This is a genomic window from Streptomyces sp. NPDC093801, assembly GCF_040701585.1.
GTDB lineage: Bacteria > Actinomycetota > Actinomycetes > Streptomycetales > Streptomycetaceae > Streptomyces.
In genome coordinates, this window is sequence record NZ_JBFBDP010000009.1 from 34,100 (window position 1) to 47,894 (window position 13,795).

The following is a 13,795-nucleotide window of genomic DNA, read 5'->3' on the forward strand; positions in this document are numbered from 1 at the left end:
ATGGCTCATCTGGGATCCGGCCGTCGGCGGGCCCTCGCCGTTCCGGTCGGCCTGGCGCTCACGGCCTCACTCGCCTTCCTGCCCTCGGTGTCTGCCTCGGCCGCACCGCTGGGCGACACGGCGGGTCCTGCGACGGCCGCGAAGGCCGCCGCCACCGGCCCCGCGCTGTCGTACGTGGCGAACCTGACCGCGTACGGGACGGCCCGGCAGGCCAAGAAGGCCATCGAGCAGGCCGGCGGGACGGTGGTGACGTCCTATGAACAGATCGGCGTCGTCGTCGCACATTCCCAGAACCCGGACTTCGCCAAGCAGCTGCGGGCCCAGCGGAACCTGTTCGTGTCCGTGGGAGCCACCCGTACGGCCCCCCTCCAGACCGTGCAGACCACCGAGGAGGGCACGACCCAGAGGCTGAGCGACGCCGACGCCGCGCGGGCCGCCGCACAGGCCGAGCCGGGCCAGGAGCCCCTGGAAGCCAACCAGTGGGACCTGCGGGCGATCAGGGCCGACCAGGCCCAGAAGGTCAACGCGGGCAGCCGGGACGTCACCGTCGGCGTCATCGACACGGGTGTGGACGACACCCACCCCGACCTCGCCCCGAACTTCTCCAAGGGCCAGTCCGCCAACTGCGTCGGCGGCGTCGCGGACACCACCGACGGCGCCTGGCGCCCGTACCCCGACGGCAGCGACCACGGCACGCACGTGGCGGGCACCATCGCCGCCGCGCGCAACGGGGTCGGCGTGAGCGGGGTCGCGCCCGGCGTCAAGGTCGCCGCGATCAAGGTGAGCGAGCCCGGGACCAGCCTCTTCTACACCGAGGCGGTCGTCTGCGGGTTCGTGTTCGCCGCCGAGAAGGGGATCGCGGTCACCAACAACAGCTATTACGTCGACCCCTGGTACTTCAACTGCAAGACGGACGACGACCAGAAGGCGCTCGTCGAGGCCCTCACCCGGGCCGCCAGGTACGCCGAGCGCAGGGGCGTGCTGAACGTGGCCGCCGCCGGCAACGAGAACTGGGACCTGGCCGCCGACTCGATCACCGACGACACCAGCCCGGACGACGCCACGCCGTCGCCGCGCACGATAGACCCGAAGGTCTGCCTGGACCTGCCCACGCAGCTGCCGGGCGTGGTCACGGTCAGCGCGACCGGCGACCGGGGCTTCCGCTCGTACTACTCCAGCTACGGCCTCGGGGTCGTCGACGTGGCCGCCCCCGGCGGCGACAAGTGGCAGGTCCCGGCCACCCCCGACGCCAACGGCCGCGTGCTGTCCACCCTGCCGGGCGGCGGCTACGGCTACAAGCAGGGCACCTCGATGGCCACCCCGCACGTCGCGGGCGTCGCGGCCCTGCTCAAGAGCGCGCACCCGGGGGCCACGCCGTCCCAGCTCCAGGCGATGCTCAAGGCCCAGGCGACGAAGACCGCCTGCCCCGACAAGATCTACGACGGCACCGGCAACCTGATCGACGCCACCACCTGCAAGGCCAAGTGGGGCCAGACCGGCTTCTACGGCGCGGGCGTGGTCGACGCCCTCAAGGCCGTCAAGCCGTAGCGGCACCGGCTGCGGGGAGGGGCCGGGCGGGGATCGCCCGCCCGGCCCCTCACGCGTCCGCCCCGTGCCGTCAGGGCTTGATCAGGACCTTGAGGGCGCTGCGGTCGTCCATCGCGCGGTAGCCGTCGGGGACCTCGTCCAGGGACACGGCCCGGTCGAAGACGGGCGCCGGGTCGATGGCGCCGCTCAGCACGTCCTCCAGCAGCTCCGGGATGTACGCGCGCACCGGCGCCACACCGCCGCGCAGGGTGATGTTGCGGTCGAACATCACACCGAGGTCCAGGCCGGTGCCGCTGCCGTGCGGGACGCCGACGTAGCCGATGGCGCCGCCGTCGCGGGTGATGTTCACGGCCGTGCGCATGGACTGCTCGGTGCCCACCGCCTCGATCACCGCGTGCGCGCCCTGGCCGCCGGTCAGCTCGCGGACGGCAGCCTCGGCGGCCTCGCCGCGCTCGGCGACCACGTCGGTGGCCCCGAAGAGCTTCGCGATGTCGGTGCGGGCGCTGTGGCGGCCCAGGGCGATGATCCGCTCGGCGCCGAGGCGCTTGGCCGCGAGCACCCCGCACAGGCCGACCGCGCCGTCGCCGACGACCGCCACGGTGGACCCCTTGCGGACCCCCGCGCCCAGGGCGGCGTGGTGGCCGGTGCCCATGACGTCGGAAAGGGCCAGGAGACCGGTCAGCAGGTGGTCGTCGGAGGCGGCCGCGGCGGGCAGCTTCACCAGGGTGCCGTCGGCGTGCGGGACCCGTACGGCCTCGCCCTGGCCGCCGTCGAAACCGACCGAGCCCCAGAAGCCGCCGTGCACGCAGGAGGTGTACAGGCCCTCGGAGCAGTAGTCGCAGGTGCCGTCGGACCACATGAACGGGGCCACGACCAGGTCGCCGGCCTTCAGGCCGGAGACGGCGGAGCCGGTCTCCTCGACGACTCCGAGGAACTCGTGTCCGATCCGCTGGCCCGGCTGGCGCTGGGCCTCGCCGCGGTAGGCCCACAGGTCGCTGCCGCAGATGCAGGCGCGCAGCACGCGGACGACGGCGTCCTCGGGGCGCTGGATCGCAGCGTCGGGCACCTCCTCCACGCGGATGTCGTGCGGGGCGTGGATGACGGTGGCGCGCATGGTGGTGCAGCCCTCCGGGGTAGTTCAGTCTTGTATGACTTCCCTACCGTACGCCTGCTTCCGGCCGAGTGCGCCCGAGGCCAGCAGGTACTGGGCCGCCAGGTACGTCGCCATGATCCAGAAGTCCGGGCGCGGGAGCTGCGGCCACGCGGCCACCCCGGTCGCGATGAGGGTGTCGGAGAGCAGGAACAGCGCCCCGCCCACCCCCGCGACCCGGCCGAGGGCGCTGGAGCGGTAGGCCATGGAGGCCAGCAGCAGGCTGTAGCCGGCGACGGGGATCCGCAGCCCCGCCGGCAGGTCCCCCCACAGCAGCGCGACGGTCCCGACGAGCGCCACGGCGTACGCGCCCCCGAGCACGGGGCTCGTCCGGCCCCGCCCGAAGAGGACCAGGTAGCAGACGTGGCCGGCGGCGAAGGAGCCCATGCCGACGAGGAAGGCCGGCTCGGCGTCGAAGAGCAGGGCGAGGTCCCCGCCCCAGCCGAACAGCAGGGCGGCGACGAGCAGGCGGGGGGCGCCGGGGGCACCTCCCGTGCCCGAAGGGCTACGGGGGAGCGTGAGCACGTACGCCACCAGCAGCGGCATCAGCAGCGGCTTGGCGACCACGTGCCCGGGGTGCCAGCCGGCGAGCAGCGCCCCGAGGTCGACGGCCGAGGCCGCGGCGAAGGCGCCGAGCAGGATCCGGCCGGCGCGCCCGGTGCTGTCCGGCAGGGGGCGGGTACGGGACTGGACGGCGTTCACGCGGCGGGCTCCGGGGCCTTCTCGGACCGCGGGGCGGCGGCCGGGGCGGGCTGCCAGCCGGGACCGCGGAACACCCGCCCGGCGCGCTCGCGCCAGCTGCGGGCGGCGCGGACGTCGCGGGCGATGGCGGCGTACTCGTGGGTGGCGACGCGCAGGGGGTTGAAGGTGTCGATGTTCTTGGTGAGCCCGTAGACGGGCCGGTCGGTCTCCCCCACCCAGGACCCGAACATCCGGTCCCAGACGATCAGGATGCCGCCGAAGTTGCGGTCCAGGTAGCCGCCTTGGGAGGCGTGGTGGACGCGGTGGTGGGAGGGGGTGTTGAAGACGTACTCGTAGGGGCGCGGCAGCTTCCCGATGCGCTCGGTGTGGACCCAGAACTGGTAGAGCAGGTTGATGCCGTAGCAGAACGGGACCGCGGCCGGGTGCACTCCGAGGGCGACCATCGGCAGGTAGAACCACCAGGTGGTCGCGCTGGTCCAGGGCTGGCGCAGGGCGGTGGTGAGGTTGAAGTTCCGGCTGCTGTGGTGGACCACGTGGCAGGCCCACAGGATCCGGATGACGTGGTGGAGCCGGTGCTGCCAGTAGTAGAGGAAGTCCTGGACGAGCAGCATCAGCAGGGCGGTCCACCACAGGAACGGCACCCGCAGCGGGGTCAGTTCGTAGACGGCGGTGAAGACCGCGACGACCGGGATCTTCCAGAGCAGGTCGAAGCCGATGCTGCCGAGCCCCATCGTGACGCTGGTGACCGCGTCCTTGGCGTCGTAGCCGGCGGCGTCCTCGTCGGGATGGAGCCGGTAGCTGACCACCTCGATGACGGTGAGCAGCACGAAGGCGGGTATGGACCACAGCACGACATCGGGCAGATTGGGCATGGGCGCACCTTAGGGCGGGTTCCGGGGTGCCGCTAGGGGTTGTTACCGATCAGTATCCGACGGGGTTACCCCGGGTACAAGGGGGAGGGCGCATGACAGGGGCGGAAACCGCCGCACTCCGGGCGGCGGGCGGCCCGTGATCCCGCCCGGGCGGATCGAGCGGCCGGACCCCCGCTGATCCGCCCCGGCGGAACCCCCCGTCACCAGACCCGGACCGAGCCCCCTCGGGCGAAGGCCGGGCTGGTGGCGGCCGGTGGGACCTCCGACAGGGGTTCGGCCGTCTCCGAGACCAGCGGGCCGCACTTCGCCGCGACCGCGTCCAGCAGGGTCAGGTCGAAGCCGTACACCCGGGCGGCGTTGCCGCCGACCATGGCCGCGACCTCCTCCCTCGGCAGGCCCGCGTACGCGATGCGCAGGCCCTCGCGGGAGTACGGGGTGGTGCCCTCGTCGTGGGGGTAGTCGCTGCCCCACATGATCTTGTCGAGGCCGATCCGCTCCCGCAGCGGGACCTCGTGGGGGCGCATGAAGCTCGCGCCCACGAAGCAGTTGTCCCGCCACACCTCGCTCGGCCCCTTGCCCATCGATTCGGCGAGCCCCGCCCCGAACTTGGACTCCGCCGTGGACGAGGCCGCCACCAGGCGGCCGTGGTAGTAGTCCAGCATCTGCAGGACGCCGGGGATCCAGCCCGAGCCCTGCTCCGTCAGGACCAGCTTCAGGCCCGGGTGGCGGCGGAAGGCGCCGCCGAAGACCAGGTGCCACAGGGCGCGGTGCGAGAACCAGGTGGTCTCCACCATGAAGACGGCGCGGGCGGCGGGCTCGTCGCCCAGCGGCGGTGACGCCGAGCCGCCGTGGTGGTTGACCGGGACGTCCAGTTCGTCGCAGACCGCCCAGATCGGGTCGTACGCCTGCGAGTACAGCTCGGGGACGGTCGAGCCGGGCGGGACGCCTGGCAGCAGGATGCCGCCCGTCAGCCCGGCCTCCCGGGTGCGCCGGATCTCCTTCACCGCCGCGTCCACGTCGTTGAGGAGGATCTGCGCCACCCCGGCCCGCCGGCCCGGGGCGTCCGCGCAGAAGTCGGCCAGCCAGCGGTTGTGGGCCTGGAGCCCGGCCCAGCGCAGCTCGTACTCGGCCGCCGACGGGGGCTGGGCCATCAGGGAGGCCTTGGGGAAGAACGGCGGGACGGTGTTCGGGAAGACGACCTCCGCGACGATGCCGTCCGCCTCCAGCTCCGCCAGCCGGCGCGCCGAGTTCCAGTTGCGGTCGGCGGTGTCCGCGAGCAGGTCCTCGTACGGGTTGACGTACGTGGCGGCCCAGGCGTCGAACGCGTCGTGGTGGCGCTCGGCCAGGTACGGCCTGTAGTCCAGCAGGTCGGCGCCCGCGTGGCAGTCCGCCGAGATGACCGTGTAGCGGTCCTCGGTCATGACGAGACCCCCAGCACCGGGAAGTCCCCGCCGGTGAGCCAGTGCCGGCCGGTCTCGCGGGAGCGGGCCCAGGAGGCCTCCACCGCCGCCTGGTTCGCGCTCTGGCCCAGCTCGGCCGGGGTGGGGCCGATCCGGCGGGCGAGCGGGGCGAGTTCCGCCGTGTCGAAGCCGAAGACCTCGGCCGCCGCCAGGCCCAGCATGCGCCGGGTCTCGGCGACGGGGATGTCGTGGAAGGTCCTCGCCAGCCAGTTGCGGGTGTCGGGCCAGGTGCCCTCGGGGTGCGGGAAGTCCGAGCCCCACAGGATGTTGTCCACGCCGATCTCGTAGCGCTGGGCCAGTTCGCGCCGCTTGGTGTTGGTGGCGCAGACGAAGACCTGGCGGTCGAGGTACTCGCTCGGCGGGCGCTTCAGCTCGGCGAAGGGCGAGAGCTTCTTGCCGCCGTGCGCGCCGAGGTAGAGGCGGTCCATGAACCACAGCTGGTTCGGCAGCCACCAGCAGCCCGACTCGGCGACGCCGAACTTCAGGCCGGGGTGGCGTTCGAAGGCCCCGGACCACAGCAGGAACCACAGCGGGCGGGCGGGCCACCAGGTGACCTCGGAGACGTAGATGCCGAGGTGGTCGCCGTACTCGTGGCGCGGGGCGGCACCCGAATGGGTGACGACGGGCATCCCGGTCTCGGCCGCGGCCGCCCAGACGGGGTCGTAGCGGCGGTCGTGGTACGGGGCCTTGTCCACCCACATGGAGGGGATCATCAGGGCGCCGAGGCCGGACTCCTTGGCCCGGTGGATCTCGGCGACCACCTGGTCCGGTGCGGCGGTGACGGGCAGCAGCGCGACGCCGCAGTGCCGCTCGGGGTTGCGGGAGACGAACTCGGCGAGCCAGCGGTTGTGGGCCCGGGCGCCCGCCATGCCGAGCTCGGGGTCCTGGTCGCCGGAGAGGCCGAGGCCCACGCCGAACGGGGCGGCGGTCCGGCTGTCCACGGCGTCGGCGTCGGGGAAGACGACCTCGGCGGCGACCCCGTCGCCGTCGAGCTCCTTCAGGCGCCGGGCGGAGTCCCAGCCGCCCTTCAGCCCTTCCTCGTGGTCGTGGAACCACTTCTCGGCGAAGGCCTCGTTGCGGATGCCGAGGCGGGTGGCCTCCTCCCGGCGGGCGTCGCGCTGGCCGAGGAACTCGTCGAAGGCGCGGTGGAACCGCGGGTCGAGGTAGGGGCGGTACTGCTCGGTGGGCAGTCCGGCGTGGCAGTCGGAGGAGATGATCAGGTACGGGTCTTCGTACGCGTTCACGCTGTTTCTCCTCAGTCGAGGATGAAGCTCTCCAGGTAGGCGGGGTTGGCACGGTCGAGCATCGACTGCGACCGGGCCCGGATCTGCCGGTCGCTGTGCTCGCTGGCCGGGAGCATCCAGAAGCGGTCGGCGCGGATGCCGTCGACGACGTGCCCGGCGACCTCCTCGACCGGGGTGAAGCGCACCTCGTGCCCGGCCGCGCGCATGGCGGACTCGTACTGGTCCAGGGTCCGGTACGGAGACCGGCGCGGGCGCTCCTTCGCGTAGCGCTCGGGGCGGTTGCGGTGCGACTCCCACAGCCCGGTGCGCAGCATGTGCGGTCCGGGGAAGAGGACGGAGGCGCCGACGGCCGCGCCCTCCGCCTTGAGGTGGGCGTAGAGGGACTCGGTCATGGTGACCACGGCGGCCTTGGTGACGGCGTACACGGAGGCGGTGGGCAGCGGGGCGATGCCGCCGTCGCCGGAGGAGGTGTTGACGACGTGCCCGGGGGCGCCGCCCGCGATCATGCGGGGGACGAAGGCCTGGATGCCGTGGAAGACGCCCCAGACGTTGACGGAGAAGGCCCACTTCCAGTCGTTGGGCTCGTGCTCCCACATCCGGCCCTCGGCGCCCGAGCCGACGCCCGCGTTGTTGCACAGCACGTGGACCGCGCCGAAGGCCTCGTAGGCGGCGTCGGCGAGGGCGGCGACGGAGTCGCGGTCGCTGACGTCGACGGTCCGGGCGAGCACCTCGGCGCCCTCCGCCCGCAGGCCCTCGGCGGCCTTGCGCAGGGCGCCCTCCTCGACGTCGGCGAGGACCACCCCGAGCCCCTCGGCGGCGAAGCGGCGGGCCATGGCCAGGCCGATCCCGCTCGCGGCGCCGGTGACGACCGCCACCTGTCCGGGTTCGAGCCGCATCTCAGGCACTCCCCTCGGGCGGGCCGTCGAAGGCCTGCTGGGGATCGTCGTAGCGCTGGTGGAGGTAGGGGATCAGCGCCTGCGCGCTGACCCGTTCGACCGCCCGGCCCTTCTGGTCGGTGGTCTTCTCCCCGATGGTGAGCTCCACGAGGCGGCGTACGGGGAGGTCGGCGACCGGGTCGAACATCGACTCGCGCAGGACCACGTCACCGGTGAGGTGCTCCAGCCTGCGGACCTTCTCGTTGCGCGTGCAGTGCACGAGGACCGGGTCGTCCTCGAAGCCGGAGCCGTCGACCGCCGGGAGGAACTTGAAGTAGAAGTCGGTCTTCTGCGCCGGCCCGGGCACCGGCAGCTCGCGGTCCACCGCCCCGCGGACCTCCACGAAGGCGATGCCGTGCCGGGCGAGGGAGGCCCGCACGACCAGTCCCTCGCGTTCGACGGTGACCTCGCCCAGCTTCTTCGGCTCGCCGAAGACCTCGCGGCCGCCGGTCAGGGCGCGCTCGTGGGTCATCGGCATGACCAGCGGGTACCAGCCCTCGACCCCGCCGTGCCGGGCGGCGACGGCCACCGAGCCGGCGCCGAGCGGGTAGCCGGGCAGGTCGACCTTGCTGATGTTGGCCCGTACGAGCGGCCGTTCGCCGGGCTTGAGCGGTGGGGGCAGGACGGCCGCCACCACGTCCGGGTCGGTCTCCCAGACGGCCAAGACTCCGGTGGACCAGATGTCGGGGAGGTTCGAGCTCTTCTCGCGCGACGCGGCGGTCTCCGCCTCGGTGCGCGCTCCGTACCGTACGCGTGCCATGTTCCGCACCACCCTTCTGGGGTCCCCCCGGACGGAGTCCGGGGGGAGGGGTTCTGTAACACAGTTACACCGCCGCCGATGAAGGGTAAAGAGGGCCGCACACAAGAAAACTGACGATACGTCGGATCACCGGACCCGGGGAGGACGCCGATGGCGAGGAGCCCGCTCACCCGCGAGGCGGTACTGGAGGCCGCCGCTGCGCTGGTCAGACGGCGCGGCCCGGACGCCCTCACCATGCGCGGGCTGGCCGCCGAGCTCGGGACGGCCGTCACCTCGATCTACTGGCACGTGGGCAACCGCGAGCAGCTCCTCGACGCGCTCGTCGAGCGGACCGTCCGGGACATGGGCGCCATCCGGCCCTCGGGCAGCACCCCCGCCGAGCGCATCGTGTCCGTGGCCCGCAGCATGCGCCGCGAGCTGCGGGAGCGGCCGCACCTGATCGGCATGGTCCACGAACGCGGCCTGACCGACCGGATGTTCCTGCCGGCCCAGCGCGCGCTGGTCGCCGAGGTGCGGGCGGCGGGGTTGCGCGGGGCCCGTGCCGCCGACGCCGTGCGCGCCGTCCAGTTCCAGGTGGTGGGCTTCGTCCTGGTGGAACGCAACCGCGAGCGCTCCCCCGTCCAGTCCCCCGGCGAGGGCGAGCTGTGGGACCAGGACCCTCCCCCCGACTCCGCCGCCGACGACCCGGAGCTGGCCCGCGCCCTGGCCCGCCCGGCGGACCCGGAGCGGCTGTTCCTGCTGTCGGTACGGGCCCTGACGGAATCCCTGCTCCGGGCGCCCGGACCCTGACCGGGTCCGCGGGCCGGGGGTGGCGCACCTCACGTCCCGCCCGGGAGCCGCCGACGGCGGGCCACGACTGTCAGTGTCTGCCCGTATCCTCTATGACCATGCTCGACGACCGTACGACCGCAGACACGACGTGGCCGACCGCGTACCCCCAGGGGTACGCGGTCGTCGACGTGGAGACGACCGGGCTCGCTCGCGACGACCGGATAGTCTCCGCGGCCGTCTACCGGCTCGACGCGCAGGGCAACGTCGAGGACCACTGGTACAGCCTCGTCAACCCGCGCCGGGACCCCGGCCCGGTCTGGATCCACGGCCTCACCAGCGAGATGCTGGCGGACGCGCCCCTCTTCGAGGACATCGCCGGGGAGTTCGCCGAGCGGCTCGCGGACCGCGTCCTCGTCGCGCACAACGCCATCTTCGACTGGCAGATGATCGCCCGGGAGTACGCGCGGGCCTCGTCGGCCGCGCCGGTGCGGCAACGGCTCTGCACCATCGCCCTGTCGAAGGAACTGGACCTCCCGCTGCCCAACCACAAGCTGGAGTCCCTCGCCGCGCACTACGGCGTGGTCCAGCAGCGCGCCCACCACGCGCTCGACGACGCCCGGGTGCTCGCGGAGGCCTTCCGCCCGTCGCTGCACGCGGCCGCGCGGGACGGCGTGCGCCTCCCGCTGCTGGAGTGCCGCCCGCTGACGGAGTGGTCGGACACCCCCGCCACGCCCCGGATCGGCTACCAGGCCTCCTACGGGGGCAGCTGGCGCGCCTCGCGGAAGCTGCCGCCCTCCCCGTACCCCAACCCGGGGCGGTTCGAGGACGGCAAGCCGCTGAAGCAGGGCATGCGGGTCGCCTTCTCCGGTGACACCTCGGTGGACCGGGAGCTGCTGGAGGACCGGGCCGTGGAGGCCGGGCTGCACATCGCGACGAGCGTGTCGCGGCTCACCAGCCTGCTGGTGACCAACGACCCCGACTCGGCGACCTCCAAGACGGTCAAGGCCAAGTCCTTCGGCACCCCGGTGGTGGACGAGGCGGCCTTCACACAGCTGCTGCGGGACGTGGCACCCGCCGGGGAGCAGTAGCGGCGGGCGTTGCTCCGGGCGGGTGCAGGCGCGGCGACTCACCCCCGTGGATCTTGTTCGGGCCCGCCGGCCCGCGAAGCATGCGGCGCATGGCACGTTGTGAGGTCTGCGGAAACGACTACGGCATGTCCTTCGAGGTGCACGCGCAGGGCGCGGTGCACGTCTTCGACTGCTTCTCCTGCGCCATCCACCGGATGGCGCCCATCTGCGAGCACTGCCGGGTCCAGATCATCGGGCAGGGCGTGGAGGTCGAGGGGCAGTGGTACTGCGGCGGGCACTGCGCCCGCGCTGAGGGGAAGGTGGGCATCGTCGACCGCGTCTGACCGTCCCCCCTCCCTCCTCCCCGGACCCCGGAAGGCCACCCGGCTGCCGGGGTCCCCCGCCCTGCGGGTACCGTCGTGGGCGTGTACCGCTTTGTGCTGACCCGGCAGTGGGTGTGCCTCACCCTCATCGCCCTCGTCCTCATCCCCGTGATGATCAAGCTGGGGTTCTGGCAGTTCCACCGCCATGAGCACCGGGTCGCCCAGAACGAGCTGATCGCGAAGAACCTCTCCGCGAAGCCCGTGCCGGTGACCGAGGTCACCTCGCCCGGCCACACCGTCCCGCGGTCCGACTACTGGCGCGCCGTCACGGCCACCGGTACGTACGACTCCGCGCACGAGGTCGTGGTCCGGATGCGCACCTCGAACGACGACAAGGTCGGCTTCCAGGTCGTGACCCCGCTGGTGCTGGGCGACGGACGGGTGGTGCTGGTCAACCGGGGCTGGGTGCCCGGCGGGGACGACCCGACCGCCTACCCGCCGGTGCCGGCCGCACCCTCGGGCGAGGTCACGGTCGCCGGACGGCTCAAGGCCGACGAGACCAGCGGGGACAGCGGGATCAAGGACCGCAAGGGCCTGCCCGACCGCCAGGTGATGCTGGTCAACAGCGAGCAGCAGGCCGCCGCCCTGGGCAAGCAGGTCCTCGGCGGCTACCTGGAGCTCACCTCCCCGCTGCCGCAGGGCGGCGGCCCCGAGGCGGTGGCGGAGCCCGACCACGACTCGATCGGCCCGCACATGGCGTACGCCGTGCAGTGGTGGCTGTTCGCGGCGGCCGTGCCGGTGGGATGGGCGGTGCTGGTCCGCCGGGAGCGGCGCGACCGCGAGGCGGCCGCGGCGGCCTCGGCCGGGGCCGTGTCGCCGGAGCCCGCTTCGGCGTAGGTTGGCCGTATGGATCTTGGACTGAAGGACCGTGTCTACATCGTCACCGGCGCCACCCGCGGCCTGGGCTTCGCCTCCGCCCGGGAACTGGCCGCCGAGGGCGCGAAGGTACTGCTGACCGGGCGGGACGGGGAACGGGCGGCGGCCGCGGCCGCCGGACTGGGGCCGGACGCGGTGGGCCTGGCGGCGGACAACTCCGACCCCGGGTCCGCGGGGCGGCTGGTGGCCGAGGCCAAGGCGCGCTTCGGGCGGCTCGACGGCATCCTCATCAGCGTCGGCGGACCGGCGCCGGGCGTCGCGGCCGACAACACCGACGAGCAGTGGGCGGCGGCGTTCGAGTCGGTCTTCCTGGGCGCGGTACGGCTGGCGCGGGCGGCGGCCGCGGAGCTGGGCGAGGGCGGGGTCATCGGCTTCGTCCTGTCGGGCTCGGTGCACGAGCCGATCCCCGGCCTGACCATCTCGAACGGCCTGCGGCCGGGGCTGGCGGGCTTCGCGAAGTCCCTCTCGGTGGACCTGGGGCCGCGCGGGATCCGGGTGATCGGGCTGCTGCCGGCCCGGATCGACACCGACCGGGTGCGGGAGCTGGACGCGCTGTCCGGCGACGCGGCGGCCGCGCGCTCGCTGCACGAGTCCCGGATCCCGCTGCGGCGCTACGGCACGCCGGAGGAGTTCGGCCGCACGGCGGCGTTCTTCCTCTCGCCGGCGGCCTCCTACCTCACGGGTGTGATGCTCCCGGTGGACGGCGGCTCCCGCCACGGCTTCTGAACAGCCGGCTGCGGACGCCGGCCGGGCCGCGCAGGGCCCCGCCGGCGTCCGGAGAGGTCAGTCCGACAGGCCCGCGAGGTCGCGCAGGCGGCGGGCCTGGGCTGCGCGTTCGGCGGCGCGCTGGTCGTCGTACGGGCGGGAGCCGGCCGTGCGCAGCAGGGCCTTGGTCTCGATGACGGCGTCGCGCGGCGGCGCCAGCAGGGCGGTGGTGAGGTCCTGGACGGCGGCGTCGAGCTCGTCGGCCGGGACGACCAGGTTCGCCAGGCCCACCCGCTCGGCCTCCTCGGCGTGCACGAAGCGGCCCGTCGCGCAGATCTCGAGCGCGCGGGCGTAGCCGACCAGGGCGGTCAGCGGCTGGGTGCCGGCCAGGTCGGGGACCAGGCCCAGGCTGGTCTCGCGCATGGCGAACTGCACGTCGTCCGCGACGACCCGCAGGTCGCACGCGAGCGCGAGCTGGAAGCCGGCGCCGATGGCGTGCCCCTGCACGGCGGCGATGGAGACGATGTCATTGCGGCGCCACCAGGTGAAGGCCTCCTGGTACTCGGCGATCGTGGAGTCGAGCAGTTCGTCGGAACCGCGCGCCAGATCGAGGAAGGACGGCTCGCCCTCGAAACCCTCGGGGGTGAACGCCTGCCGGTCGAGCCCCGCGGAGAAGGACTTGCCCTCGCCGCGCAGCACGACGACCCGGACCGTGCCGGGCAGCGACCGTCCGGCCTCCGCCAACGCCCGCCAGAGCGCGGGGGATTGAGCGTTTCGCTTGGCCGGATTGGTCAGCGTCACCGTGGCGACCGTGTCGTCGATGGTGAGCCGTACGCCATCCTTGTCGAGCAGAGCCATCTGGTGCCTCCGGTGTGCAGTCATGGCCGGACGTCCGGCCTAAGTGACTGCACAGTAACCACCCAGCCGACCTGGGGGCCGACCGGGGGTCACCGAAGGAACCATGTACGGAACAGCAGCGGTACAGCGTGGGACAACATGGAACGGAACGGAGCTGTCGGACGGTCCTCGGCACCGCCCCGGCCTGTGGGCCAGGGTCAGGCCGCGGCCGCCTTCTTGCCGCGCGTCGCGCCACCGCGACCACGCAGCGTGACTCCGGACTCGCTGAGCATCCGGTGGACGAATCCGTAGGACCGGCCGGTCTCTTCGGCCAGCGCCCGGATACTCGCACCGGAGTCGTACTTCTTCTTCAGGTCTGCCGCGAGCTTGTCGCGCGCGGCGCCGGTCACCCGGCTGCCCTTCTTCAGAGTCTCGGCCACCCGTGCCTCCTCATGGGAAGTGCGCTCTGTGCTTCTCATGATCAC

At 73.1% G+C, this 13,795-nt stretch carries 15 protein-coding genes; 6 read left to right on the forward strand and 9 right to left on the reverse strand.

What is annotated here, in order from left to right; all coding sequences use genetic code 11:
* Positions 1-1,548, forward strand: coding sequence for a S8 family serine peptidase (locus tag AB0469_RS11980; RefSeq protein WP_366451211.1), 1,548 nt, complete (start codon positions 1-3; stop codon positions 1,546-1,548).
* A gap of 70 nt (positions 1,549-1,618) precedes the next feature.
* Here the strand turns inward: AB0469_RS11980 and AB0469_RS11985 are convergent, their stop codons facing one another.
* The 7 genes from AB0469_RS11985 to AB0469_RS12015 all read right to left on the reverse strand — a co-directional run bounded on the left by AB0469_RS11985 (position 1,619) and on the right by AB0469_RS12015 (position 8,671).
* Complete coding sequence (locus tag AB0469_RS11985; RefSeq protein WP_366451212.1) at positions 1,619-2,662, reverse strand: zinc-dependent alcohol dehydrogenase family protein; 1,044 nt, start codon at positions 2,660-2,662, stop codon at positions 1,619-1,621.
* Positions 2,663-2,686: 24 nt separating this feature from the next.
* A complete protein-coding gene (locus tag AB0469_RS11990) occupies positions 2,687-3,400 on the reverse strand; it encodes a lysoplasmalogenase (RefSeq protein ID WP_366451213.1) in 714 nt (237 codons plus the stop codon).
* Complete coding sequence (locus AB0469_RS11995; protein WP_366451214.1) at positions 3,397-4,272, reverse strand: sterol desaturase family protein; 876 nt, start codon at positions 4,270-4,272, stop codon at positions 3,397-3,399. The genes AB0469_RS11990 and AB0469_RS11995 overlap by 4 nt, the downstream gene beginning before the upstream one ends.
* A 200-nt stretch (positions 4,273-4,472) precedes the next feature.
* Positions 4,473-5,693 carry an amidohydrolase family protein gene (locus tag AB0469_RS12000; protein WP_366451215.1) on the reverse strand — a complete coding sequence of 407 codons (1,221 nt, stop codon included), beginning with the start codon at positions 5,691-5,693 and terminating at the stop codon, positions 4,473-4,475.
* Positions 5,690-6,976 (reverse strand): amidohydrolase family protein, encoded by a 1,287-nt coding sequence (locus tag AB0469_RS12005; RefSeq protein ID WP_366451216.1) that lies wholly within the window; start codon positions 6,974-6,976, stop codon positions 5,690-5,692. Before AB0469_RS12005 ends, AB0469_RS12000 begins: the two co-directional genes overlap by 4 nt.
* 11 nt (positions 6,977-6,987) lie before the next feature.
* A complete protein-coding gene (locus tag AB0469_RS12010; RefSeq protein ID WP_366451217.1) occupies positions 6,988-7,872 on the reverse strand; it encodes an SDR family NAD(P)-dependent oxidoreductase in 885 nt (294 codons plus the stop codon).
* A 1-nt stretch (position 7,873) separates the two neighbouring features.
* A complete protein-coding gene (locus AB0469_RS12015; RefSeq protein ID WP_366451218.1) occupies positions 7,874-8,671 on the reverse strand; it encodes an acetoacetate decarboxylase family protein in 798 nt (265 codons plus the stop codon).
* 150 nt (positions 8,672-8,821) lie between these two features.
* Here AB0469_RS12015 and AB0469_RS12020 point away from each other — a divergent pair, with 150 nt between their 5' ends.
* From AB0469_RS12020 to AB0469_RS12040, 5 genes are all read left to right on the forward strand, one after another.
* A complete protein-coding gene (locus AB0469_RS12020) occupies positions 8,822-9,460 on the forward strand; it encodes a helix-turn-helix domain-containing protein (RefSeq protein WP_366451219.1) in 639 nt (212 codons plus the stop codon).
* A gap of 92 nt (positions 9,461-9,552) precedes the next feature.
* Positions 9,553-10,530, forward strand: coding sequence for a DEDDh family exonuclease (locus AB0469_RS12025; protein WP_366451220.1), 978 nt, complete (start codon positions 9,553-9,555; stop codon positions 10,528-10,530).
* An 89-nt stretch (positions 10,531-10,619) separates the two neighbouring features.
* Positions 10,620-10,853, forward strand: a complete 234-nt coding sequence (locus AB0469_RS12030) for a hypothetical protein (protein WP_125595359.1) — start codon at positions 10,620-10,622, stop codon at positions 10,851-10,853.
* 81 nt (positions 10,854-10,934) lie between these two features.
* Complete coding sequence (locus AB0469_RS12035) at positions 10,935-11,729, forward strand: SURF1 family protein (protein ID WP_366451221.1); 795 nt, start codon at positions 10,935-10,937, stop codon at positions 11,727-11,729.
* Positions 11,730-11,738: 9 nt separating this feature from the next.
* Complete coding sequence (locus AB0469_RS12040) at positions 11,739-12,494, forward strand: SDR family oxidoreductase (protein ID WP_366451222.1); 756 nt, start codon at positions 11,739-11,741, stop codon at positions 12,492-12,494.
* 57 nt (positions 12,495-12,551) lie between these two features.
* Here AB0469_RS12040 and AB0469_RS12045 read toward each other — a convergent pair whose 3' ends face one another.
* Together AB0469_RS12045 and AB0469_RS12050 are read right to left on the reverse strand one after the other, a co-directional pair.
* A complete protein-coding gene (locus AB0469_RS12045) occupies positions 12,552-13,331 on the reverse strand; it encodes an enoyl-CoA hydratase/isomerase family protein (protein ID WP_042818142.1) in 780 nt (259 codons plus the stop codon).
* 197 nt (positions 13,332-13,528) lie between these two features.
* Positions 13,529-13,750, reverse strand: a complete 222-nt coding sequence (locus tag AB0469_RS12050; protein WP_007263382.1) for a helix-turn-helix domain-containing protein — start codon at positions 13,748-13,750, stop codon at positions 13,529-13,531.
* Positions 13,751-13,795: the final 45 nt, after the last annotated feature.